Here is a 24,752-nt window from a genome sequence, read left to right on the forward strand (position 1 = left end):
ACTTTACTATTGAGCGCGCGATCAAATAACCCAGGCCACGTAACACGCGGGCGATATATTCAGCAAGCCCTAATTAAAGAGTTAGAGCGTCGGAGTCGTAGGAAATAGTCTCAGTGATGATATAAAAGCGGGTATTATAACCCTTATTACTTTTGTAGTAACGGCGGAAGCACGAGCGAGCTTTATAAAGTCCTCACTACTAACTAATTTTATGGCGGTCGATGGAGGGGAAATAATATTAGCTGTTTCATGCTAACTCCAGTTAATCATTGATCATAAGCTGTCGTGCATTTAAATTATATATTCGGGGCGGGCTAGAAGCCCACCCACAAGAGTTTGATTGTTTTTTGACACATAATTTAAATGCCGCAACAGCTTATATAACTTTTCAAGCAGAATGCTCAACTGTTACGAAGCAAACACTTTGACTACACCTTGACAGGTCTAGTCATCCAAGCCTGACCTTTGACGAGTCAAGTCCTGACTCTCCACTTAAATATTCATTTAAATATTTATTTCAATTTTATTTAATTTGCTCAACACCCATTGAACCAAAATACCAATATTTTTTTATTTAATTAGTAGAGAACTCATCCAAATAATTATAGCTTTTTCGCGTTTATTGAGGAGAAAAATTAATACTTATCTTGCCAGATAATTGTATAAAAAATTAATTTCTATCCGCAAAATTTGGCATCTTTATTAATTCCAAAGACTCTTGCCTCACCCGACCCGCCATCGCAGCTAATTGCAAGCTCATAAAAGCGTTCAAATCTTCCAAATCACACTTGGCTGAGGAAAAAATCTTCTGCATTTCATTTTCCGCTTCCAAACTCAGATATCCAGCGGCAATAGCTTGTTTTACAACTTCACGAACCTGCACGGTAGAAATGTCCCTTACTAAATTTTAACGAATCAAAAGCCAACTAATTACTAACAAGAAGTTTCGGAAGCCGTCTCGCCAAAGATTTCAAACTTTTTTAGCTCGCGAGACTCTTGTTTCACTCCTCCGGACATAGCTGCTAGTTGCAAAGCCATAAAAGCATTTAAGTCTTCCAAGTCATACTGGGTGGTAGTTAACATCCGCCGCAGTTGATTTTCGGCTTCAAGGGTTAGATAGCCTAGAGCCAGAGCTTGCTGGGCGAGGTCGCGAATTAGTACCATAACACTTCGGGATTTTATTGGTTCAAGCCTAAGTATCAACTGTTTTCACAGAATCAGCAGTGACGGCTATTGCTCGATAGGTGTGACATTGTTACGGGCCACTCGTGACAGCCGGAGTCGCAGAGTGTGACTAAGTATTTGCACGGTTGTGACGGCGATCACGCGGGGGATGCCAGAGGATGAGTCGGAGAGTGGGGAGTCGGAGAGTGTCCGGGTGTCTGGGTGGGGGAGTCGGAGAGTGTCCGAGTGGAGGAGTCGGAGAGGAGGAGCATTTTTATTTTTCCCAGGGACTAATGACTGATGACTACTGCCTTCTACCTTCAGAAGACGCTCAACGTCTATAATCAGCAAGTTAAATATTTACTGCAAGACATATGGAAGCACCACATAAAGATTTGCTACAACAAATAGCCCGACTATCGGAAACTTATGCTAATTTGGCCGATCGCCTATCCCAAGCAGCAAAACAACTGCAAGACTCCGGTCTTCCTCCTTCTGACAGCTTGCTGCAAGAAGTAGCCGCCTACAGCCGCAACTTTGCCGCAGTCCAAAAACGAGCTCTCGAACTCAACAAATCCGCGATCGCACCGGGGGAAATTGCTTCCCTCAAAGACATTCAAAACTTAGTCGAGACTGCAGCAGCTTCCGAAGGTAAAGCAGAAATTCGCGATGCAGCATTGAAAGTGATCGATCGAGTATTGGCGATCGCCCACCGCGAACAAAGCGACTTCGCGCCGTTACAATCAGTTCATGCCAAAGCCCGCGAACTGCAACGCGCGATTTCCGAATCAACCCCAACTCAACTGCATTCTGACGCAGAATCCTTAGTCAGTGGCAAACACCCAGTTTCAGCAGTGCTGGCCCTGGTGGAACAGCAAGACAAATTAGATGACGAACAGTGGGTCATTCTCGAAGAAACAGTCAGCGCCGCTTTTGGCAAACAAATAGCCGTAGCCATTTCCAGAGGCAAATTAACCATTGCTGAGATGGTAAAAGCAGCACCTGCACAAGTCGAACCCGCATTTAAACCAGCGCCAGAACAAAAAATCAGCGCCGAACCTTTGCCAGAAGTGATTGTCATCCCGTCAGGAAATGTGGCACCGAAACAAGTTACAGTTGCGCCACAGATCCAGATTTTGGAATCCCCCCCACCTTCCGCCCCCATGCACGAGGTAATTATTGTTCCCAGCGTGGAAGTACCTAAGTCTCTTCAGACAACCGGTTCCGGAAACATTGTTTTTGGCGCACCCCGGAACCTTCAACAACCGGTGGCAGTAGAGGGCGGTTTGGGAATCAAAGTTTTGGTGCACATTCAGGGAATTGGCGATCGAACTTTCGGCGCTCAAGAATACGCGGGTACAAAAGCTCAAGGGCGGCGTGTCGAAGGATTTGCGATTAAGATCGACCCGCTAATTCCCGGCTTAAATGTCGAGTACATGGCTCACGTCGAAGGTGTTGGCGACACTCCTTGGCTTAGTCAGGGAGAATTGGCAGGTTTTCGGGGTCAAGCGAAACGCATTGAAGGATTTGCAGTGCGATTGAGCGGGCCGCAAGCTGATAAGTACGACGTATTTTATAACGCTCACATTCAGAATATCGGCGACACCTCGGTGTCCTCCAATGGCGAATATTGCGGTACTCGCGGCAAAGCTTTGAGAATAGAGGGTATCAAAGTTTGGATCGCGCCGTCTGCGAGTTCCCAAACAGTGGCGCCTGTGGGTTTAAAAGTGTTGGCGCATATTCAAGGAATTGGCGATCGAACTTTTAGCGATCGAGAATATGCGGGTACTAAAGCTCAAGGCCGTCGCGTCGAAGGATTTCAAATTAAAATAGAGCCTCCCGTTGCCGGTTTAAATTTGCAGTACATGGCTCACGTTGAAGGAGTGGGCGACACTGCTTGGATCTCGGAAGGAGAGTTAGCTGGATTCCGGGGCAAAGCCAAGCGCATTGAGGGATTTGCCGCGCGACTGACAGGGCCACAAGCTGATAAGTATGACGTATTTTATACGGCTCACATTCAGAATGTGGGCGATACTCCTGTTACTGCTAACGGTCAATATTGCGGCACTCGCGGCAAAGGTTTGAGGGTTGAGGGGATGACGGTTTGGGTTGAGCCGAAAGCGTAAGAATAGAGAATGAATGGAAAATTAGCAGTGGCATTTTCCATTCATTTTGTGTTGTTATATTAGGTTTGATTGGTTGGTTTTTGATAATTTGCGGGATAATAGGGGCTGGTTTTACCAAGCATCTACGCCAAAAACTAATAATCCCATAAACCCGCCCCCTCTCTCAACGGTAAACGTCAATGTACATTTTTTCCCTTCGATAAAAGTCAAGGTTGATATAGGTTATTAGTTGTGGGGGGCGGGTTTATGAGATTGTTTGTGTGCGTCAAAGATTATTGGTAAAACCAGCCCCTACAGCATCAAAAACACTTGCACAACTTACGCTAGCAGACACGATATTAATGGTGTAGCACGTGCAACAAGCCTTCTACCACATGACCGATCGCACTTGGGGCAGATTCGCCAGTCGCAGCTTCGGCGGCGCAGTGGCCGGCGTGGAGTGCGTTTCCGACAGCCTGACTCCCTCCCTCCACCGCATCGGCACCAAATTGACCGCGATATGTTTCTTTGACCATTTCAGCTTGAATTTTGCTGGTAGTTTCTTCGGGATTCGTTTCCCAATTGCGGATTGTTTGGACAATCTCGAAGCCAGCCCCAATTAACATTCCGAGGACGATCGCAGCAATAAAGTATCCCATAGCTTTCTTTATAGTTTGAGGTTTGCTGTATCTAATCTAGGGTAGCATTTGAAGGCAGACAGGATGAAAACCATTGCTATTGAGTGCGGATTTCCACCTGCTAGAACCGTCGTTATTTGCTAAATTGAGGACTAGAGTTTTCACTCAAACAATGGCAACATGGCATAACTTACCCTTCCAAAGCCGCCAAAAGACACAGCAATAAAGCCTCCGTCCACTCGACTACAGCACCGTAAGTATCGCCCGTGTGGCCGCCCAAACGGTGGTTAAACCAGGCTCCGGCAAAAATTCCGATCGCACTTCCCCCCAAAGCCATCCCCACCGCCAACAGCCACCGATCGCCCTCCAAGACAACTTGCACCACGCTCAAACTCAGCAGCAACAGCACTCCGGGGATAAAATCAAAAGGAGAATAAATCGATTCCTTGTGAAAAGCTCCCTTACCCTCTGCCCGGAGATAGGGATAGCGGGCGATCGCCACCAGTTGGGCCCATCTGCCCCAACCCGCCACACCCATCAAAGCCAGCCACCGATAGTTATTCAAGTCCGACAGAGCGGCAGTTTTCAGCAGCACGATCGCGATCGCAGCCATCGCCCCAAAGGCTCCTGTAACGCTGTCCCGCATGACTTCCAGCCTGCGTACCGGGTCTGGTACAGCCAGCCCGTCCGCCGCGTCCATTGCCCCGTCTAGGTGCAGCCCGCCAGTCACGGCGATGCCCAAGACTACCACCAAGGCCGATCGAGTCAGAGCAGGCATTCCCAACAACTGCAACCCAACATCCCCCAGTCCCAGCATCCCCCCAATCAAAAGCCCGATCGCCGGTGCCAAGCGGGCAATGCCCCGAAACTCCAAAGTCCAAGACACCGGTACCGGCAAACAAGTATAAAAAGCGACTGCGGCTGCGATGGCAGCGCCTTGATTCCGGAAAAAGTCGATCGTAGAGCGAACCCATTTATCATGCACCATAAGATAGAAAATTTTTCATCTGGTATGCAGTTGTCAATCGATTAGCGTGTGCCAGAATTGGACTGTAACACCCTAGTTTTTTGGATCGAGCATTCCTCCTGTCGCCGGCTCTTTTCCCCGGAAAACCTCTGTCGGCAGCGATCCCCAAGCTCCCTATCTAAAATGACTAAACTCAAGATCCGCGTTTCCCTTCCCAAGAATTCTAGCTAACTCCCTGATGTTCAAGACGGGAAAATACTACAACAGAGGCTTTTACTCCATGAGTCACGATCAATTGAATAACAGGGTAGTTGCTCCTTGCATCATCGATACAGGGATTGTCGTCAACAAACGCGATATCAAAAGATTGCTGTTTGATTTAGGACGTGTCCGCTACCTTCACATACAAGATGGCCAGATTTATAGCGAAGGGGAAGGTTACGTGCTCGAAGTCTTCGCCAACCCCCACCGTTCTACCCTGATTGCCAACCATGCGCTTTATTTGAACGTGTATAGTTTTGATTACCTGGAACTGAAACAGTCGCCTGAAGATGGTGCTTATTTTGACCTGATTCAAGATGGACGGCAGTTGCGGTTAATTCCCCTCTCCAATCCTTTGCAAGAGCAATTCGCCCGGAATTTAAATGCTGCGGCATTGGATGCGGTGGTCGATCAGGTACTCTCAGGCAACTGGGATCTACAATTGGACGACGATGATTCCCCGTTTTAATCGTCAGTCAGTCGATTTTAGATTTTAGATTTTAGATTTTAGATTTACTTGCAGCGCCGTGAATCTGGGAGTTAGAACTAAGGTCTAAAATTTTTTGCCCTCCACGACGATTGTCGGAAACTTGTCTCCGTTTTTGGGCGGGGTCATGGTTTTTTTTGTCGCGATGTCATCAACAATAGATTAAATAACACGGACGGCCGAGTAGCGGTTAACGAGCATCGGGGACTAATGACTGACGACAAGGCGAAATTTTCTTTTAAATGCCAGGCTAATTGCAGCCATACCCAAGCGCGTGCAGGGGTTTTTGCTACTCCCCACGGTGTTGTGGAAACGCCTAAATTTATGCCGGTAGGGACACTAGCTAATGTCAAAACTTTGACCCCGGCACATCTTGAGGCGGCGGGTTCTCAAATGGTTTTGGCAAATACTTATCACTTGCACTTGCAGCCGGGGGAAGCGATTGTCGCAGGCGCGGGCGGATTGCACAAATTTATGGCTTGGCCTGGCCCGATGCTGACGGATTCGGGTGGCTTTCAGGTGTTTAGCTTGAGCCAAATGCGGACTATTTCTGAGAATGGGGTGACTTTTCGCTCTCCCCGCGATGGCCGCATGATTAATTTGACACCGGAACGATCGATCGAAATTCAGAATGAGTTGGGCGCTGATGTGATTATGGCCTTTGACGAGTGTCCCCCTTACCCCGCTACGCGGGAGGAGGTGGAGGCGGCGACAAATCGCACTTACCGCTGGCTGCAACGCTGCATGCAAGCTCACTCGCGCCCGGATCAAGCTTTGTTTGGGATCGTGCAGGGGGGCGTTTTCCCCGATTTGCGATCGCGCGCGGCGAACCAGTTGGTAGATTTGGATTTACCAGGCTACGCCATCGGCGGCGTTAGTGTCGGGGAATCGGGGGATTTGATCGCAGAGATTGTAAAGGTGACTGCGCCTCTGTTGCCGGCAAATAAACCGCGTTATTTGATGGGGATTGGGACTTATCGGGAAATGGCGTTGGCGGTGGCGAGTGGCGTAGATATGTTTGACTGCGTGATTCCAACTCGGCTGGCCCGCCACGGGACGGCTTTTGTTGGTGGGGAACGCTGGAATTTGAAAAATGCTCGGTTCCGGGAGGATTTTGCTCCGCTGGATGAGTCTTGCCCTTGTTATACCTGCCAAAAATTCAGTCGGGCTTATTTGGCCCATTTGGCGCGGGCTAATGAAGTGCTGGGGTATACTTTGCTGGCGCTTCACAATGTGACGGAGTTGATTCGCTTTACGGGGAGGATGCGGGAGGCGATTTTGGCGGATAGATTTACTGAAGAGTTTGCCTACTGGCTTGCACCGAGAGTCGATCAATCATGATTGCCGTGGGTAAAGATATGCGACAATTATGAAAATTCTGTTGGATAGGTAGGTTGATTCATGGAAGCTGCATTACTCTTAGCAAAACTGCCCGAAGCTTATTCGATTTTTGAGCCTTTGGTTAATGTTTTGCCGGTCATTCCCGTGTTTTTCTTGCTGCTGGCTTTTGTTTGGCAGGCGGCTGTCGGATTTAGATAAGTTTGATTTCATCAAAAGCAGGGGCAATTCACAAATTGCCCCTGCTTTCAGGTATTAAGTTTTGTTTCGTTCTTCTTTCTGCCTTCAGCTACCGCCGATCGCACTTTTGAATGCCGGTCTTTCTGAGATCCGCTTGATGTAATCTACAACAGCCGGATAAGCACTGAGGTCTAGTTTTAGCATCATTGGAATGTAGGCTAAAATTGACCCGACTGCTGCGTCGGCGACGCCGAATTCATCACCCATTAAAAACGGCTGTTTCTCGAAAATTTCATTTAACGGTTTTAACAACTTGGGAGTTTCGCGATCGCGAGTTGCTTCTGTAAATATTCCCGGCCCCAGGGTGGCGTTAGCAAACGTGACCCACTGCACGATTTGAGCTTGCTGCTCCAAAGTGTCTGGCATTTTACCATATTTTTGAGCTAAATACAGCAGAATTGCGCCGGATTCCCAAAGTTTAAAATCTCCGTCGGCGATCGCGGGTACTTTGCCGATCGGGTTAATTTCGAGATACTCTGGCTGCAAGTGTGCCCCTGCTTGCATATCTAGGGTGACGAATTCGTAGGGAACTCCTATTTCTTCTAGATACCACTTGACAATTGAGGCCCGGCTGCGGGCTCCGCCGTAAAGTTTCAGCACGAAATTTTTTATCCTTTAACGCAATATTGCTGTTATAGCATTTTTTGGGAATTGGTAATTGGTAATTGCAACCACCAGAGACTTTGATGTCACTGTTCCACTAATAACTACTGACTAATGACTACTGACTAATTGCCGATAACTAATGGCACTTCTGTCAAGTGCATAAACAAGATTCTGCTGCCAATGAAAATCAAAATTGCTCCACCCAATATCTCAATTTTATTAGCAAACAAGTTGCCGCACTTGTGTCCGATAAACACCCCTGCAAAGGCTAAAAAGAAAGTAATAAATCCGATCGCAGTAACCGCAGGAGCAATAGAATCTTTCAGAACAGCAAATCCGAGGCCAACTGCGAGAGCATCAATACTCGTCGCCACCGACAGGGTTATTAAAGTTCCCGTATCTAAGGGATTGAACTTTTTCTCGCATTCTTCGCTTTGCAGCGATTCATAAATCATTCTTCCGCCAATGAAACTCAAAAGCCCAAAAGCTATCCAATGGTCGATCGGTGTTATCAAAAAACTAAAACTAAGACCGATGAGCCATCCTATTACGGGCATTAAAGCTTGAAAACCTCCGAAAAATAAGGCGATTTTTAAAGCTTTATTGACCTTCATATGTTTGATTGCTAAACCGCTCGAAACAGCAACAGCAAAAGCATCGGCTGCTAGTCCTAATGAAAGTAAAACGGTAGTCGCTGCATCCATTTTTGTAAAATGTTAGGTGTTATAAATAAAGTATTCCTCTTGACTGTTTTAGTTTACACTAAATTTTAATATAATTGCGTTTTTATCATAATCTATTCATTTTTGACTCACATTTATTTCACAATTGGCGATGGTTGAAAAAATCAGCGGTTAGCTGTATTCTCTAAAAGATTATTTATCAAGTAGCAGAATTGACTATGCCGCCATCTAGACCCTACCAGCCATTGCTGCTCAGATTACTGCATGGGGTTAACGCTGCGATCGCCCTTTTAGCAATTTTGAGCGCATTTCTGGTTTACAACACCTACGATGGACGGTTTGGCAAAGTCCCCGTGCCTCAGATTGCAGATATTATCGGGATTCACGGCACTTTTGGCAAAATGTTGCTGTTAGGAATAATGCCGACTTTTGCATTGTACAGTTTCCACGCAGGCCAAAAACGCTTGGTGCAGCCGGATTCTTTTGGGAAACTAACGCAGTTGGGAAAACCAATTTGGTGGTACAGTTTGCACCGGATTGTGAATACGTTGATGTTGCTGGCACTGACTTGGGCGATCGCTTCTGGCAGTATGGTTAAGGAAGAATGGCTGCCGGCTGGGGAATTGACGCAGGTTTGGTATTATTTACACATTTCTGGTTGGATGGTATTGGTGTTTTGTCTGGCAATGCACTTGTTGATGAGTGCGAAGGTGGGGGGTGTGCCACTAATTTTGTCGATGTTTGATGCCGCATATCGCCCGGAAGATTCGCCGGCGGCTTGGTGGAAGAAAATTCGCTCTTTGGTCGATCGCTCTTAATGTGAAAGTGCTTAAAGTGAAAATGCTTAAAGTGAAAATGCTTAAAGTGAAAATGCTTAAAGTGAAAATGCTTAAAGTGAAAATGAACAAAAATATTTTATTAATTGTTGTGGAAGTCTTGGTAATGGGAGGTTTGTTGTTTGCGGTGGTTGCACCTTTATTATTTCCCTAATCCTATCATATCAAGTTTGGTTAAAAAATGATAATCAGGTTTGTAGTGAGGACTTCAGTCCTCCGTTTTATGAGGACTAAAGTCCTCGCTACAAACCGACATTAAGCTTTTCGCGGAACTGGCGGGCAAGATTTGCGACGGGTTTCCCTGGCGACAAAATGCGATAGATATCAAAAGATGGGCAATTTTACCCTAAACTCAGCACCGCCCCCAGTTTGAGATTTCATTTGAGGTTTAACCGGAGATTCAACTGTCAGCCTGCCGCCGTGCAATTCTACAATAATTTTATAGCACACCGACAGCTCCAACCCTGTAAAATTTTTAAAGGATTTAGTATGGCCAAACTGGTCAAATATTCGGGGTTGAATTTCCGGCGGAATTATAGAGCCATTGTGGGCGATCGATACAACAATAAATCTGCCTTTATATTCCTCGACAATATCGGTTTTGATTGTAATAATTTGAGCAGAGTTTTCAATACTTTTAACTGCATCTATAGCATGGCTGATCAGACTCGCGAATACCTGACTCAGTTGACCGGGATAACACAAAATTGGCGGCAGGTTGTGGTACTCCTTGACTACTAATATTTTTGGCTCCAGTCGGTGAGCCAGCAACAGCAAAAGATTATCGATGCTCTCATTAACGTTGGCGTGTTCTTTGTTGGCTTCATCAGGAAGTGAAAAATTTCGCAAAGCCAGGACTATCTGGCGAATGCCATCGGCTCCTATTTTCAAAAAATTGAGGATTTGTGGCAACTCTTGGCTGATAAAATCTAGGTCGCAAGTCTCTATTTTTTTGGCAATTCGCGGCACAGGTTCGGGATATTGTTCGCGATAGAGGCGAATTATACTAAGCAAATCTTTGATATAATCGTTGAGGTGAATCAGGCGACCGTAAATAAAGTTAATCGGGTTATTAAGTTCTTGGGCAACTTCGGCGGCTAGTTGACCCACCATTGTAATTTTTTCACTTTGTAATAACTGCTCTTCGGTGATTCTTAGTTTGGCTAATACTTCTTCCAAAAGTTTGAGTTCTTCTTGAATTTGCCCGTGGAGTTGGGATTGGGAAATTGCGATCGCCAGCGAGTCTGCAATTGCTTCCAAAACTTGCACCTCGTTGGGAGTCGCAAATCGGCGGTTTGCACAGGCGAACAGATATCCAAGCCGATGATTCTCAGTTAGTATGGGTACTGCTGCGTAGTGACTATTTCTGAGTTCGATATGGGTGTGTTCCTCAGACGCTGTGGCATCAGGGACACCGGTTTTATGTAGCAGTATCGTTTCGCAGCGGTGAAGCCGTGCAGCTAAATCTCCAGATGGCCCTCCTGGAACACCAAAGATTCCCAAGCGCGCCGGCAAACTTTCCCGGCAATATTCCCAGCCAAATTCTAACGTATCTTGTCGGGGATCGTACCATGCGAAAATTGCTCGATCGAGCTTCAGTAAAGTACCGAGTTCGTCTACTGTAGTTTGGAGGATGCGATCGAGGTCTAAGCAAGCGCGAATGCGGCCAGTTAAGCGGTGGAGAAGGGCTTCTGTGCGACTGCGAATGCCATTTAGGGCAAACAGCTTGAGCGCCACAATTGCGGAGAAAATTGCTGCGGCGGCAAGTAAGCCGGCGGCTACTGCTAGTATCTTGAAAGGAAGGAGTTCTTTTTCGAGATTGTCGCGGGGAATGACGAGGGCGATCGACCATTCAGCTTGTTCTAAAGGAATATAAGCAACATAAACTCTGGCGTCGTTGATTTGAGTCAGCACAATGCCCGTTTTTTGATAAACCATCTCCCGGGCTACATTTGCCAAATTAGTATCTGCGGACTCTAAAAGACTGGGAGCCGATTTGTCGATATTTCCGATTAATCGAGCGTCGGGATGCACAATCGGCACTCCTTGAGAATTGAGAACAAAAGCGTAAGTTCCTGCCCCATATTCCAGCTTTCCTACTACTTCGGCAATTCGATCCATGCTAATGACGCCGTTCATTACTCCGATCGGCTTTTCGGTTGTTTTATCAATAGAATTTACCGAATTTGACCACACCGGAGCTGAAATGGGAACAATACTTTGTCCTTTGAGCGTGCGAGAACTGGTAGGATCTGAAACATAGACTTCCCCAGCCATTGCCTTTTTGAAGTGTTGGCGATCGCTCACATTAATCAACGCTCTGCCGACTTTTGTGGTGAAATAAGAACCGTGGGGATCAATTAATGCCAAGTGCTGGAATTTTTGTAGTCGATTTACTTCCGATTTTAAATAAGGCTCTGCCACTGACCAATTCATGGAACGAACGGGAGGAGTGTGGGCGAGGATTTCGATCTCAGCCTTTCTAGTGCCGAGCCAGCGATCGATCTTGTTGGCGCGAGCCCTAACTTCTAACAAAGCATTTCGCTCGCTTTTGGTGATAATCAAGCGGCGAACGCTTTGATAGCTGATACAACCCGTGATGCTAGCTGCCAGAATTGTTACCCCCAAAATTAAGAGCGCAGTTTGGTACCCAAGATGGTATTCGCCCTTTAATCCCGCTGGCAATAGTCGAGTTAATTTCCACCACTTTACTCTCGCAAAGCTTCGCATGGTTTGACCAATTTGTGAGATTGAAATCTTTAGCTCACCTACGATCTACTCGCCCGCCCGCTAGTAGTCTTAAACTACGAGCATTTAATAATTGCGGGGATTTTTTAATTTTTTCCCACCGAGCATATCCTATCGTTTCCGGTTGCACGGGAATGATATAAAGGACACGGCAGTGCCGTTTCCCTACCCAGGTTAATTGTAGGGACACGGCAGTGCCGTTTCCTGGCGGTGGGTAATATTAATCCCGATGCTACCCGATTGGATATCACTTTGTTAAACAGGAATAATATTATACCACATTTTTGACCAATTAAAAATTTTTATCAACTACTTAATTATTTTTACAATCGTTAATAATTAATGTTATTGAGGTGATGTGAGCAGTAGACTTTTTAGGTGTAGATGTTGGGTGTGTGTCTTAATTAATAGTCCAGACTGTTTTTAGTTTGTAGTCTGAAACCTGTGATTTTCGGTTGGTATTTCGAGTACGCGATCGCGTTGGAACCCTTATTTTGCGGTTGTAATCAAAAACTGTCCGCTGTATTGCTTAATAACAAAATATTAAAAGTTTTTCGTTTATTATTAATGAAATAAAAAGTTGTTAAATCTTGAATTTATATCTCAACACTCAAAAGTATTTTCGGTGCATCCGCTGGCTGAGGCACTGTTAAATTGCCCCAGTTGCGGGATTTGTTTAAAGAACCTTGTGAGTGTGTTCGTGCTGTTTCACATTGTCTTCAGTGCGAATGACGCGCTCGGAGTTGAGCACCCTTTTGCGTTCTAAGGAATAAGTAAAGTCGTTGCGAACTGTTCCCAAGGGAATGTGAAGTTGAGCTTGGGGGCGGATTTTGTAAGTGCGGGCAGCGGCGATCGCCCGAAAGCCAAATTCTTCGCTAAACTGAGCTGATGTCGGGAATTCTGGCAACATTTTGGGTGTTTCGCCGTCGAGCACTGCTCCCAAAGTCGTCCCGCAAATCATTAAATAGGATGTGGGAATTCCCTTCAAAATTGCTTCTAAAGCTGCTGAGGGAATAGCTTCGATTACTTGCACTTCAAAAACTTCGCCTTCTTCTTTAATGAAGCAGGTAGCTACACCGACTGCTATGTAGTCGTCGGTGCAGAGATCAGGAGCGTTGGGATAAACTGTTGCAGTCGTCATAAGAAAAGCTTGGTAGTGTGGAAACCGGGAACAAGAAATTATATCATTTCCGGTTACACCGGAATGATGTTGACTGTTGACTGTTGACTGTTGACGCCGTGAACACTCAACAGTCAACAGTCAACTCGAATTTACTATTCCGATGCTAACGGATTTGATATTAAGCGATTTTAGATTTTAGATTTTAGATTTGAAATTTGAGTTTTCTTCCAGGGTTTTTTTCGGGGATTTTACGTGAAAAATCTCAAACCGGCTGTTCTAATACCTAAAATTGTTGAGTTAAGCTCCAAGGAGCCGATCGCACGAGTGTGTCGATCGTACCACATCAAGGTAGATGCCGGATGATTCGGCAAGGATTCCCCGCCGCCACGACGTTTGCGGGAATATCTTTGACAACAACACTGCCTGCGCCGATCGTGCTATTGTCGCCAATAGTGACTCCTGGACAAATAATACTGCCGCCGCCAATCCAAACATTATTGCCAATATTAATTTCAGCCGCGAGTTCTTGGCCAGAAAGCCTTATTTCCGGGTCTGTGGGGTGAAGAGCGGTGTAAATTTGTACGTTGGGCCCGCACAGTAAATTTTCGCCAATGTTAACTCGATTGCAGTCGAGAATCACGCAACCAAAATTCATGTACAATCCGTTTCCCGCATAAATATTGCTGCCGTAGTCGCAGTAGAAAGGTGGCTCGATTTCAACTTTTGGCCCAACTGCACCGAACCATTCTGCGAGAATTTCTAACCGTTTGTCTGGTTCGTCTTCGCGGGTATAATTGTAAGTTCTGGCGAGGCGGCGAGCTCGTTGGCGCTCTAAAATTAATTGCTCATCAGCAGCTAAATACAATTCGCCGGCGAGCATTTTTTGTTTTTCGGTTTTTTCCATCAGAGTAGGCGGTTGTAACCGCAACTATACAAACTTTCCTCGCTCTTTAACAGACTGAAGAATAATGTAGGGTGCGCTAGGCGCACCTTACCGCTATAATTAGCGCGTCAGATCATTTTTTGATGTTGTAGCAGACATTTAGGGTTCAGGTTTGGACTGCAAACAAGCAGCTAAATCCAGATTGGCTAATTTCTCAAATGCTCGATCGATCGATCCTTTTCCCCGCAAAAAACCAGTATTTGCACCGGGACAAATATACTGTAAAGTTTCCGGCGAAAATCGATCGATAATTGACTTCACGCTGTTAATTTGCCGGGGCCAGTGAAAAGTTTTTGGCGTCCACAGCGGTACTGGGGCGGCTTCTCGGTTGGGGAGCAAGTGCCTACCCGAAAACACCACTCCACCGCTGCCACTATGATAAAGGCAAGAGGAACCAGGAGAATGGCCGGGAGTCCAAAATGCTTTGATTCGATCGCTCACAACAAATTCTCGCTCAAAAACCGTCACCTTCAAACCCGGCAGTAAATAAGCTTCCTGTTCTTGAATCAGGATCTCGCACCCCGTGGCTTCCTGAATCTCCCGCGCCTTGGCGATAGCGCCACGGTGGGTGAGGAACAGCAGTCGCACGCCGCCGTGTTCCCGCAAAAATGTTTGGTTAATCTCATCCCAAGCGGGACAATCCACCAGGATGTTAGTTTGGTTTTCTACAATGAAATAGGCTGTTGCACCCAGGGTATCCCGGTTAGGGGGGAAAGCCAGAATATTGTCGAGCACGGGCCTGGGTTGTTTGGAGACTGAACTCTGTTGTTTCAAGGAAGTATTTCAGAAGGGAATGGGATAAATATTATGTTCTTTTTACTATGGTTGTTCGTATTGGGGCTGATCTCGTACTACTTGTTGCAAAACGGCACCAGCCGCATCACTAGGACTCCGATATGGCTGCTGTGGCTGGTAATGATGGCGCCCGCGCTGATTTGGGGTGGTTGGATTTTAGTTTACGGCACGAGCAAAACTGTACCGCCGGAGTTGGTAATTATACCTTTTCTGGTTTGCCCTTTTTTGTATTGGTTTTTGGTACAGTTGGGGCGCAAGAAAATTACCGCCGAAACTGCTGAGCAGATAGCAAACTCTGCGACTGAACCTGCAAAGCCAAAACCGCCCGTGCGCCCGATCGATGCAGCGGAAGAAGCGAGTTTGCGCGATTGTTTTCCTTGGTCAATTTACTTTTTGCGAGATTTGGAATTTCGGCCACAGGCTGTAATTTGTCGCGGACAGTTGCGTACCAACCCGGAGGCGGCTTATCAGGCAATTCGGGAGAATGTGGAGAGGCTTTTTGGCGATCGCTTTTTAGTAGTATTTCAAAACAGCTTGAGCGGTCAACCTTTTTTTGCTATAGTTCCCAATCCCAGCCACCAATCAGGGGAAACTCCTGTCAAAACCGAATCTGTAACCAGGCCATTTTTTGCATTAGCTTTGCTGCTGATCACGGTGTTTACGACTACCCTTGTCGGGACGCGACTTGCCGGAGTTACTGAACAAGCTTTGCAGTCTAACCCATCAATGTTGCTGCAGGGTTTGGCTTACTCGCTGGCTCTAATTACAATTTTAGCAATTCACGAATCCGGCCACTATTTAGCTGCCCAATTCTACAAAATTCGCACGACTTTGCCTTATTTTATCCCGATTCCTTTTTTCTTAGGAACTTTTGGGGCTTTCATTCAAATACGGAGTCCAATTCCCAACCGCCGAGCTTTATTTGATGTTAGCATTGCCGGCCCCCTGGCGGGTTTAGTGGCGACAGTGCCCTTATTAATTTGGGGTTTGAATCATTCGACTATTGTACCGCTGTCTGACAAGTCGGGAATGTTAAATTTTGACTCTTTCAAACCCAGTTTTTCGCTGCTGATGACTTTGTTGAGCAAGTTAACCTTGGGTGGCGCTTTGAATGCGGAAACTGCGATCGATTTGCATCCGGTAGCGGTGGCGGGTTATTTGGGTTTGATCGTGACGGCGTTTAATTTGATGCCGGTGGGACAACTCGACGGCGGGCACATTGTACACGCGATGTTCGGCCAGCGAGCGAGTATGGCGATCGGGCAAGTTGCTAGACTTTGTATGCTGCTGCTTTCTTTTTTGGAACAGGGTTTGCTGCTGTGGGCGATTATTTTGTTTTTCACACCGCTAAACGACGAACCGGCGTTGAATGATGTCAGTGAATTGGATAATCGGCGGGATTTTTTGGGGCTAATGGCGATCGGGCTTTTGTTAATGATTTTGTTGCCCGCGCCCAGGGTACTCCTTGAGTGGTTAAATGTTTAGCAGGAAGAGGGAAGTTCGGCAACGGATTCTGTAACGGATTTAACTAACAGATCGATGTCGAAGTTCGAGGGAATAGAGAGGAAGAAAGAAAAGAGAGGTTGACAAAATCCTGCAAGGGTTGCTATACAAGCGAGTTTAGAATTTATCCACTCGCTTTATATCTCGAAGTAATCTTTATTTTCACCGACTGATTAGAGAAATATGTCTTACAAATCCTTTACTTTCCAACAATTAGAAGAGCGATTTGGATTGAAGCTATCACTCAGTCCTATCTTGAGTGCCAAGGTGTTTCCTGTAGAACCATCCGAATGGCTTTGGAGAGCAATCGAAATTAGTTCTAACACTGCTGTTACAACTGTAAAAGAACGTTCGGAACGGATTGTTTCTCCTATTCTGTTAGAATTTAGAGAAAGGAACAACAGACAATTTTCTATTTTTTCTGGTTGGTCATTTGATGTAGATGCTGATCAGGGATTGAATGGGGAATGCGACTTTCTATTGTCTTCCGTGCCGTTTGATTTTGAAATAAAAGTTCCGGTTTTTGCCTTGAGAGAAACTAAAGGCGGAGAAATAGAGTCTTGTTTGCCACAGTGTGCAGCACAAATGGTAGCTGCTCAGCTATTTAACGAACGCGAACACAATTCCATACCTGCAATATATGGCTGCGTAACTACTGGCGTTGTCTGGCGGTTTCTTAAATTAGAAGAAAATAATTTGATTATTGATGTTGATGTTTATTGTCTTGATAATGTTCCTATGATTTTAGGTGTTTTGCAAACAATAATTAATTTATACCAATAATTTAATGAAGATAATAAAATAGTTTGCTATGGGGGATTTCAGTGTTCACTAGAACCTTAATTAGAGTTTTAACTAGATGCGAGAGCGAAAATTTTTAACCGAAAATCCAATAATCTAGCTCTAGAAATGATCGCAATTACTCCCGAACAAATAGCGCTAATTCCGCTCTATCGCGAGAGGTGGCGACAAATTGGACTTTCGATAGAACCAGTCGATCGCCCGCAAGCGACAGCGGCCATCAACACCGCCTACAACATCATCGGCTGTCCTGAACCGAAAATTATTTTCTGTGACAGCCCTTACATAGCTTTGGAAGCAATTGAACCGCTAAGGATACGCGATTCGGGCCTGGGAACTGCCAGCGAAATCCGAAACAAAATTCATAATGAATTGTACGATATATTAAGAAGTCAACTCGGCAGGGAATTAGAAAATAAGATTTACAGCCAACTCTATAATCCGCTGTACGCTCAACTAATGAATCAACTGCACCTTCATGTTAAAGACGAAGTTTACGTCAAATTAGCACGTAAGTTGGGCGGGAGATTTCAGAGATTCCTGATCGATCAGGCTTATCATAATAACAGCATAGTTTCCGAACTGTCAGCCTGTCACGGAAGTTGGGTGGATTTTTGTATTGGCGTGTTAAATTTGGAGTACGATCGCCCTTTATACTCAGCCTTTAAATCTTTAGTGGAAAACTGCGGCTGGATTTACCCGTTTGAGAGAATGTGCTTTGTGTGCGATCGCCCGATACAACTTCATTTTGATAGCGAATATTTGCTCCACGCTTTATGTCAACCAGCGGTTGAATTTGCTGACAAGTTCAGTGTATACTCTTATCGTGGCGTCCGACTGCCGGAAAGAATCGGTCAACTTCCGCCCCAATCTTGGCAAGCTTCATGGCTGTTCACAGAACATAATGCCGAAGTGCGGCGAGTTTTGATTCAGGCGATCGGCTATCCGAGAATTTGTCAAGAATTGCAAGCAACTGAATTGGATAGTTGGCAAGAATATACTTTGTTGAAAATTGAGAATAATATTGACATAGAGCCAATTTATTTGTTAAAGATGACTTGTCCGAGTACGGGACACCTTCATGTTTTGCGAGTGCCGCCAAAAGTGGGCTCGGCTAAAGAAGCGATTAGCTGGGTAAATTGGGGAATAGATCCCGAAGAATTTCAAGTCCAGACTTGAGGGAAACTTTAGAGTTTTGAGTGCGCGAGTTTACAGTTAAAGAATTACAGCGCCACAAAAGTAGCGTTCTGCACAAGTCCAGAACAATTAAAAAATGTAGAATTGCAGCCACCGCTTGATACTATGTACTCTGGCAGCTAAAACCCACAACTTCAAATCGACATGAGCCAGCATTCAGACCGCATTGCCCCTCACGGCGGCATCCTGGTCAACCGCATTGCCACACTAGACCAAAGACAAGAATTTTTCGATAAAGCAGAAGTCTTGCCGCGAGTCCAGCTTTCGGATCGATCGATCTCCGACCTGCAAATGATCGCCATCGGCGCCCTGAGTCCCCTCAAAGGGTTCATGAACGAAGCTGATTATAGATCGGTCGTTAAACAAATGCGCCTCTCCAACGGCCTTCCGTGGTCGGTTCCCATCACCCTCTCGGTAACAGAAGAAGTCGCCGCCCCCCTGAAAACAGGAACTTTAGTGCGCCTCGACACGCCGTCGGGCAAATTTGTCGGGCTCTTGGAACTTGCAGAAAAATATCACTACAGTAAAGAAGAAGAAGCCCTCAACGTCTACCGCACCGACGACCTCAAACACCCGGGCGTCCAGGTAGTAGACAAATCAGGCCCCGTTAACCTCGCAGGCGACATTTGGCTGCTGGAACGCGGACTAGATCCCCGGTTTCCCCAATACCAAATTGACCCGGCGAAATCGAGAATGCTGTTCACTGAAAAAGGATGGAAAACCATAGTCGGTTTCCAAACCCGAAACCCCATCCACCGGGCACACGAATACATTCAAAAATGCGCCTTAGAAACAGTAGACGGCTTGTTTCTGCACCCGCTAGTCGGGACGACTAAGGATGACGACATCGCCGCTGACGTGCGGATGCGCTGCTACGAAATTCTGCTAGAAAAATACTATCCAAAAGATCGCGTAATTTTGGCAATTAATCCGGCGGCGATGCGCTACGCCGGGCCGCGAGAAGCAATTTTTCATGCTTTAATCCGCAAAAACTACGGCTGCACTCACTTTATCGTGGGGCGCGATCACGCTGGAGTTGGCGATTATTACGGCACTTACGATGCCCAATATATTTTTGACGAATTTGAGCCGGGAGAATTGGGAATTGTGCCGATGAAATTCGAGCACGCTTTCTATTGCACACTGACGGAACAAATGGCTACAACTAAAACAAGCCCAAGCACTCCCGAACAACGGGTGCATTTGTCGGGAACCAAAGTTCGGGAAATGCTGCGCGCTGGAAAATTGCCGCCGCCGCAGTTTTCCCGGCCGGAAGTCGCCGCAGAATTAGCCAAAGCCATGAATATTTTCAATTACGAGATTTAAATCTTGATCTTGGGTGTGGGCGACATTCTGAATAGTTTTGAATTTTGAGTTTTGAGTTTTAAATGGGAAATTTTAAACTTAAAGCTCAAAACTTAAAACTTAAAAATTATCTTAATACTAAACACTCACAACTTAATTAAATTCCCTAAAATTATTGAGGGGAATTTAACTGAAAATTCAAAACTTAAAATTCAAAGCTATTTAAAAATGGGACTCAAGCGGCGGGAATTTTTGCAGCAAGCTGGCCGGGTGCTGGCCGCCATCGGCATCAGCGAGGCCCTGTGGCTGCCGTTGGGCGATCGCTACCTCCAAGCCTTAGCGCAACCGACAGCCAGGAAATTGGCTTTGTTGGTGGGCGTTGACAAATATCCAGACTCGCCCCTGCACGGCTGCGTCACGGATGTGGAACTGCAGCGGGAACTACTGATACATCGGTTTGGGTTTGTGCCGTCGGACATTTTGACTTTGACTGACGCTCAAGCTACGAGGGAGAATATCGAGACGGCTTTTATCACTCACTTGACTCAACAAGCAAAACCCGGTGACGTGGTAGTTTTTCACTTTAGTGGCTGCGGTAGCCGAGTCAGTTTGGGCGAGTCTCCCGGAAAAATCCAAAACAGTTTGGTGCCGGCGGATGATGTTTTGCCGCTGTTAGCAAACCGGGCGGTGAACGATATTTTAGAGGAAACGCTGTTGCTGTTGATGCGATCGCTCGCGACAGAAAATGCGATCGCCATCCTCGACACCAGCTACCACTATCGGGGTTTCCCCACAAACGGCAACTTTCGCATTCGCTCCCGCCCCCGCCCCACCATCGGCGAGCCTCGCCTCGCAGAATTAACGTTCGCCGAAGGCCTCCGAACCCGCAAAAATCTTCGTCCTGCGGCCACCGTACTTGCCGCCGGTGCGGATTCCCAACTCGCCGCCGAACAAGAGTGGAACGGATTTACCGCAGGTTTGTTTACCTACGCCCTCACCCAAACTTTGTGGTGGGCAACTCCCGCTAGCAGCTTCAGCGTCAATTTCAGTCGCGCTGCAGGTACTGTCGAGCAAATCGCGGGGTTATCGCAGCAACCGCAAATTCTCAATCACGATTTAACAACCGCGGCGGCGGTAAATTTTTCAAATTTAATCTTCAATTCCCCTGCATCTGACGGCGCTGTGACGGCGGTGGAAGAGGGGGGCAAAACTGTGCAGTTGTGGCTGGGCGGTTTGTCGCCCTCGGTTTTGGAGTGCTCCGGGGGTTCTGTGTTTGCTGTGGATTCCTCCGAGGGCGCGAGGCTTTTGCTGCGGGGACGCACGGGCCTCTCTGCTAAAGCCCAAGTTTTAGACGGGTTCGATCGAACAAACGGCGAATTAACTGTCGGCGAACTCGTGAGGGAAGAAATTCGGGTATTGCCGCGAAACATCGGTTTGACAGTAGCTTTGGACTCAGGTTTGGAACGCATCGAGCGCGTGGACGCTACCAGCGCCTTTGCGACTGTGCCGCAAGTTTCGGCGGTAGGCAGCGAGCAATTGGCTGACTGTCGGTTCGGCAGAGTCCCGGAAACAACTTTAGCCGAAACAGTCTCGCCTCACGAGCCTGCTTTGTCTCAAAGCCGTTACGGTTTGTTTTCTTTGGCTCAAATGCTGATTCCCGATACTGAGGGCGATGGGGGAGAAGCAGTCAAGGTGGCGGTGCAGCGCTTGACTCCGCAGTTGAAAGCGCTGCTGGCTGGGAAGTTGCTGCGGCTGACAGCCAATGAGGGATCTTCACGCCTGAAGGTGCGAGCAGTGCTGGCAACTACTGCACCCCAAGCGCGGGCCGTGGCGCAGCGAGAGCCGGTGCGGGCAGGCGGTGATTATCGGCTGGAACCGCTGAGCGGGGAAAGTGAGAAATCCGCCAGCGCTCATATACTAAGTTTAACAGAAGGCAGTCGAGTTCGGTACAGATTGTATAACGACAGCGATCGCCCGGTTTACTTTGCGGTGTTTGGCTCGGACAGCGCGGGACGGCTGTCTGTGCTCGGCGCTGAGGGCAAAGAGGCTGTGGGTGGAATGTCGCGGGCGATCGCTCCGGGAGAGAATTTGACCGTGCCGGCGGCTGGGACGAGCGGGTGGCCGGTATCTGCGCCGATCGGACTTGCGGAAATTGTGATTATATTTAGTGAGAATAGCTTCGATCGAACTCTGGCTGCAATAGAAGCCGAAATGCAGCAAACGAGGGATGCGCTGCCAATTCGAGTGTTGTTGAATCCTTTAAATGTGGCGCGGGCTGTGCTCGAAGATTTGCACGCGGCTAGCATTCCGGGGGTACAGAAAGTGGGGATATCGACGGATGATTTGGCTTTGGATGTGAATGTTTGGGCAACTCTGAGTTTTGTTTATCGGGTAGTTTAAGTGAAAAATGGGGACTGGGGAATGTTTTCTATAACCTATAATCTGAATCTATCCCAGTACGAAATCGATATTCACTTCCAAATCAGGAAAGGCGAGCGACGCAACTTGTTGACCCCGCCACAACTTTTGGATTAAACTGTAACCATTAGGAGTTGGCTGGCGGTAAACTTCTAAACATTGTGCCTCTATATCTACTAGCCAGACTTCTTGAATGAGCGATTGAGCGTAAATAAGAACTTTCACATCTCGATCGTAATCAACCGTGCTATCGGATACTTCTATCAACAGCAAAACTTCTGACGGTAATGGATGTGCAGTTGAATAGTAATCAGCCCTGGGTTTCAGCAATACTATATCAGGTTGAGGTTCGGTGCGATCGCTCAACTGGATGGGGTTTTGCACATCCAGAAAAGCCCGGTTACTGGGAATTTCCCTGAACAGTCCGATGAATCGTCTCACACAGGAAGCATGACGAGTTCCAATTGCTGCCATTTGGATCAGTTCTCCTTCTATCAGTTCTACCCGATCGCCCTCGGAAAGAATACCAGCTTTGCCCATTAAATGATATTCTTCTACGGTCAACAACCTTTTGAGTAATTGCACTGCCATAACCCACCGCGCTGCTAATTGTTATTTCAATTGTAGTCAATCTGCCAAATGAAAAGTTATGGTCATGAGTAGTTGGTAATGTCAACGGTCAACGGTCAACCGTCAACCGTCATACCAATTTTTTATGAGGCTGCATAGAATCCGATCACCCTAGCGCCCCCCTTAATAAGGGGAGTAGGGGGTGGGACAAGATTCCGATCAAAGTCCCCCAACAACCAGGGGGATTTAGGGGGAGCGAGATATGTGCAACTTCACATTAAATTGGTATCAACTGTCAACTGACTGATAAAGCTTTTCTACCATTTGAGCCAACCGTTTCATAGCAGTTTCAATCTCATCATTTCTTGCAGTCAAACTAATGCGTAAACACTCATGTTTGTGCTGCCAATCTTCCCGCAAACCGGGGAAGAAGGAACTTCCTGGTACCACAATTACGCCGACTTTTTTCAACTCTTGATACAGTTCCCAATCAGTCATTGGCAAATCTTTCAGCCATAACCATGCGAAAATTGCTCCTTCGCCCCGGTGCAAAAACCACGGCAAATCCTTCGGCATTGCTTGTTCTAGAGTGCTTTCTACGATCGCAAATTTGCCTTGATAGTACGGCCGAATTACGTTGATGGAGATGTCGGCAAGAGCGCCGGATGTAATCGCACGAGTTGCGATCGCCTGTCCGTATCTCGGCGAATGAATGCACATATTGGTCTGAAAACATTCTAATACTTGAATGAGTTTTTCATCGCCGATCGCAATTCCGATTCTTTCACCCGGCAATCCGGCTTTCGACAAACTCATACAGTGCACGATATTGCCGCCAAAAATCGGCGTCATTTCGGTAAAATTCAAGGACGGGAAGGGAGGGCCGTAGGCGGAATCCACGAACACCGGCGCGTCAAAAGCGGCCGCTAAATCGGCAATTTTCTTCACTTCCTCGTCGCTGAGAACGTTGCCGGTGGGGTTGCAGGGACGGGAAAAAATGACGCAGCCGGTGGTTTGGTCGATCGACAATTGGCTGAAATCCGGGCGGTATTTGAACCTGTGGGCGGCGGCATCAATATCGAGGGTGGGTTTGCAAGCGACTACCGCTTCGGGAATCAAGCTAACGCCGCCGTAACCGGTGTAGTCTGGGCTCAGCGGTAAAACAATATTTTTAAGCTGTTTGCTGGTAGTGTAGCCGCCGAAAGCGTTGGCTGCGTAGAAGTAAATTGATTGACTTCCGGGAGTAATTAGAATATTGCGATCGGTCAAATTCAGTCCGTAACGCTGATTAAAATCCGCCAAAACCGCATTGATTAAGGGCTGATAACCTTGACTGGAACCGTAGCGACAAACCACCTCGCCGTATTCCGGGCTCGCCAAAAGTTCCGCAGTGCAGTCGCGCCACAACTGCTCGACTTCCGGTAAAATCACCGGATTTCCGGCGCTCAAATTGATAAACTCCTGCCCGCTGCCGGCTCTAAGAGTTTCAATAATATCTTTCATAATTGCCCGAACTCCCGTGAGGTGGGACATCTGAGCGCCAAATTGAGTCAGGGCAGGGTTCATAGCAAATGCAGCGACAATGATAGAAGTTTACAGTTTACCCATAATAACTCCAGTCGCAGGCGTTAGCCTAGCTGATCTGGGGCATGGGTTGTCGATCGAGCATCTGATGAATTCAATAAACTCGATCGCACAGTGTTTTGTTTCTTCCCCTGTGCGCGCGCCGGAGTATAAGATTGTGGCCATTTGTGGAGTTCGATCGAACAGTGTTTTTTACCTAAAAATTAGCGAACCGAACAGCCATCTCTAATTCAAGAGTTGTGGTAAATTTCACGCCGTCGCGCCCGATGAATTGCCGATCCTTGACAACAACCATTGGAAACATCTAAAATTAGTCGTAAAACCCGATCGCAACAGAATTTTATGGGAGCCTGTTACTGCTATAATTACAGGTTTAATCCAGCCTCAAAAATCCGATTTGTTGCTAGCTCATTTTCATGATTCGCGGTTTGCTGACAGCG

22 protein-coding genes are annotated in these 24,752 nt (G+C 46.8%); 10 read left to right on the forward strand and 12 right to left on the reverse strand.

Translation table 11 applies throughout. The features are described 5' to 3' along the window. Positions 1–670: 670 nt before the first annotated feature. On the reverse strand, positions 671–883 hold the full coding sequence (locus QT979_RS24440; RefSeq protein WP_333085419.1) for a hypothetical protein: 213 nt from the start codon (positions 881–883) through the stop codon (positions 671–673). Between the two features lie 50 nt (positions 884–933). Then, positions 934–1,164 (reverse strand): hypothetical protein, encoded by a 231-nt coding sequence (locus QT979_RS24445; protein WP_242723336.1) that lies wholly within the window; start codon positions 1,162–1,164, stop codon positions 934–936. A 374-nt stretch (positions 1,165–1,538) separates the two neighbouring features. Here QT979_RS24445 and QT979_RS24450 point away from each other — a divergent pair, with 374 nt between their 5' ends. Further along, entirely contained in the window at positions 1,539–3,290 is a 1,752-nt protein-coding gene (locus QT979_RS24450; protein ID WP_333208755.1) for a hypothetical protein, read from the forward strand. A 338-nt stretch (positions 3,291–3,628) separates the two neighbouring features. Here the strand turns inward: QT979_RS24450 and QT979_RS24455 are convergent, their stop codons facing one another. Together QT979_RS24455 and cobS are read right to left on the reverse strand one after the other, a co-directional pair. After that, complete coding sequence (locus QT979_RS24455; RefSeq protein WP_333311939.1) at positions 3,629–3,928, reverse strand: hypothetical protein; 300 nt, start codon at positions 3,926–3,928, stop codon at positions 3,629–3,631. A gap of 169 nt (positions 3,929–4,097) precedes the next feature. Then, the gene (gene cobS, locus QT979_RS24460) at positions 4,098–4,895 is read right to left on the reverse strand and encodes an adenosylcobinamide-GDP ribazoletransferase (RefSeq protein ID WP_190732248.1); all 798 of its coding nucleotides are present in this window, start codon (positions 4,893–4,895) and stop codon (positions 4,098–4,100) included. A gap of 259 nt (positions 4,896–5,154) precedes the next feature. Here cobS and QT979_RS24465 point away from each other — a divergent pair, with 259 nt between their 5' ends. From QT979_RS24465 to QT979_RS24475, 3 genes are all read left to right on the forward strand, one after another. Continuing rightward, positions 5,155–5,604 carry a hypothetical protein gene (locus QT979_RS24465; protein ID WP_333085519.1) on the forward strand — a complete coding sequence of 150 codons (450 nt, stop codon included), beginning with the start codon at positions 5,155–5,157 and terminating at the stop codon, positions 5,602–5,604. 228 nt (positions 5,605–5,832) lie between these two features. Next, on the forward strand, positions 5,833–6,963 hold the full coding sequence (gene tgt, locus QT979_RS24470; RefSeq protein WP_333311940.1) for a tRNA guanosine(34) transglycosylase Tgt: 1,131 nt from the start codon (positions 5,833–5,835) through the stop codon (positions 6,961–6,963). A 60-nt stretch (positions 6,964–7,023) separates the two neighbouring features. Then, on the forward strand, positions 7,024–7,161 hold the full coding sequence (locus QT979_RS24475) for a photosystem II reaction center protein K (RefSeq protein WP_006634808.1): 138 nt from the start codon (positions 7,024–7,026) through the stop codon (positions 7,159–7,161). An 84-nt stretch (positions 7,162–7,245) separates the two neighbouring features. Here QT979_RS24475 and QT979_RS24480 read toward each other — a convergent pair whose 3' ends face one another. Next, entirely contained in the window at positions 7,246–7,800 is a 555-nt protein-coding gene (locus QT979_RS24480) for a glutathione S-transferase family protein (RefSeq protein ID WP_333208760.1), read from the reverse strand. Between the two features lie 128 nt (positions 7,801–7,928). Next, complete coding sequence (locus tag QT979_RS24485; protein ID WP_333208762.1) at positions 7,929–8,510, reverse strand: manganese efflux pump MntP family protein; 582 nt, start codon at positions 8,508–8,510, stop codon at positions 7,929–7,931. Positions 8,511–8,707: 197 nt separating this feature from the next. Between QT979_RS24485 and QT979_RS24490 the strand changes: the two genes are divergently transcribed. Beyond that, positions 8,708–9,307 (forward strand): cytochrome b/b6 domain-containing protein, encoded by a 600-nt coding sequence (locus QT979_RS24490; RefSeq protein WP_333311941.1) that lies wholly within the window; start codon positions 8,708–8,710, stop codon positions 9,305–9,307. A gap of 342 nt (positions 9,308–9,649) precedes the next feature. Here the strand turns inward: QT979_RS24490 and QT979_RS24495 are convergent, their stop codons facing one another. The 4 genes from QT979_RS24495 to QT979_RS24510 all read right to left on the reverse strand — a co-directional run bounded on the left by QT979_RS24495 (position 9,650) and on the right by QT979_RS24510 (position 14,913). Beyond that, positions 9,650–11,953 carry a cache domain-containing protein gene (locus QT979_RS24495; protein ID WP_333311942.1) on the reverse strand — a complete coding sequence of 768 codons (2,304 nt, stop codon included), beginning with the start codon at positions 11,951–11,953 and terminating at the stop codon, positions 9,650–9,652. Positions 11,954–12,749: 796 nt separating this feature from the next. After that, the gene (locus QT979_RS24500; protein WP_333036242.1) at positions 12,750–13,214 is read right to left on the reverse strand and encodes a hypothetical protein; all 465 of its coding nucleotides are present in this window, start codon (positions 13,212–13,214) and stop codon (positions 12,750–12,752) included. A 325-nt stretch (positions 13,215–13,539) separates the two neighbouring features. Then, on the reverse strand, positions 13,540–14,100 hold the full coding sequence (locus QT979_RS24505) for a sugar O-acetyltransferase (protein ID WP_333208767.1): 561 nt from the start codon (positions 14,098–14,100) through the stop codon (positions 13,540–13,542). Positions 14,101–14,238: 138 nt separating this feature from the next. Then, positions 14,239–14,913: an MBL fold metallo-hydrolase gene (locus QT979_RS24510; protein WP_333208769.1), complete on the reverse strand. Its 675-nt coding sequence runs from the start codon at positions 14,911–14,913 to the stop codon at positions 14,239–14,241. Positions 14,914–14,946: 33 nt separating this feature from the next. Here QT979_RS24510 and QT979_RS24515 point away from each other — a divergent pair, with 33 nt between their 5' ends. The 5 genes from QT979_RS24515 to QT979_RS24535 all read left to right on the forward strand — a co-directional run bounded on the left by QT979_RS24515 (position 14,947) and on the right by QT979_RS24535 (position 22,140). Continuing rightward, positions 14,947–16,419, forward strand: coding sequence for a site-2 protease family protein (locus QT979_RS24515; RefSeq protein WP_333208770.1), 1,473 nt, complete (start codon positions 14,947–14,949; stop codon positions 16,417–16,419). Between the two features lie 201 nt (positions 16,420–16,620). Next, positions 16,621–17,220 carry a hypothetical protein gene (locus QT979_RS24520; protein ID WP_333311943.1) on the forward strand — a complete coding sequence of 200 codons (600 nt, stop codon included), beginning with the start codon at positions 16,621–16,623 and terminating at the stop codon, positions 17,218–17,220. Positions 17,221–17,346: 126 nt separating this feature from the next. Next, on the forward strand, positions 17,347–18,417 hold the full coding sequence (locus QT979_RS24525; protein WP_333311944.1) for a DUF6745 domain-containing protein: 1,071 nt from the start codon (positions 17,347–17,349) through the stop codon (positions 18,415–18,417). Between the two features lie 162 nt (positions 18,418–18,579). After that, positions 18,580–19,761 carry a sulfate adenylyltransferase gene (gene sat / locus QT979_RS24530; protein ID WP_333208774.1) on the forward strand — a complete coding sequence of 394 codons (1,182 nt, stop codon included), beginning with the start codon at positions 18,580–18,582 and terminating at the stop codon, positions 19,759–19,761. Positions 19,762–19,968: 207 nt separating this feature from the next. Next, on the forward strand, positions 19,969–22,140 hold the full coding sequence (locus tag QT979_RS24535) for a caspase family protein (RefSeq protein WP_333208776.1): 2,172 nt from the start codon (positions 19,969–19,971) through the stop codon (positions 22,138–22,140). A 48-nt stretch (positions 22,141–22,188) separates the two neighbouring features. Here the strand turns inward: QT979_RS24535 and QT979_RS24540 are convergent, their stop codons facing one another. Continuing rightward, entirely contained in the window at positions 22,189–22,749 is a 561-nt protein-coding gene (locus QT979_RS24540; RefSeq protein WP_333311945.1) for a Uma2 family endonuclease, read from the reverse strand. A 267-nt stretch (positions 22,750–23,016) separates the two neighbouring features. Next, positions 23,017–24,294 carry a valine--pyruvate transaminase gene (locus tag QT979_RS24545; RefSeq protein WP_333311946.1) on the reverse strand — a complete coding sequence of 426 codons (1,278 nt, stop codon included), beginning with the start codon at positions 24,292–24,294 and terminating at the stop codon, positions 23,017–23,019. Positions 24,295–24,752 lie beyond the last annotated feature (458 nt).

The sequence above is a fragment of the Microcoleus sp. w2-18bC1 genome (assembly GCF_036700365.1).
GTDB lineage: Bacteria > Cyanobacteriota > Cyanobacteriia > Cyanobacteriales > Microcoleaceae > Microcoleus.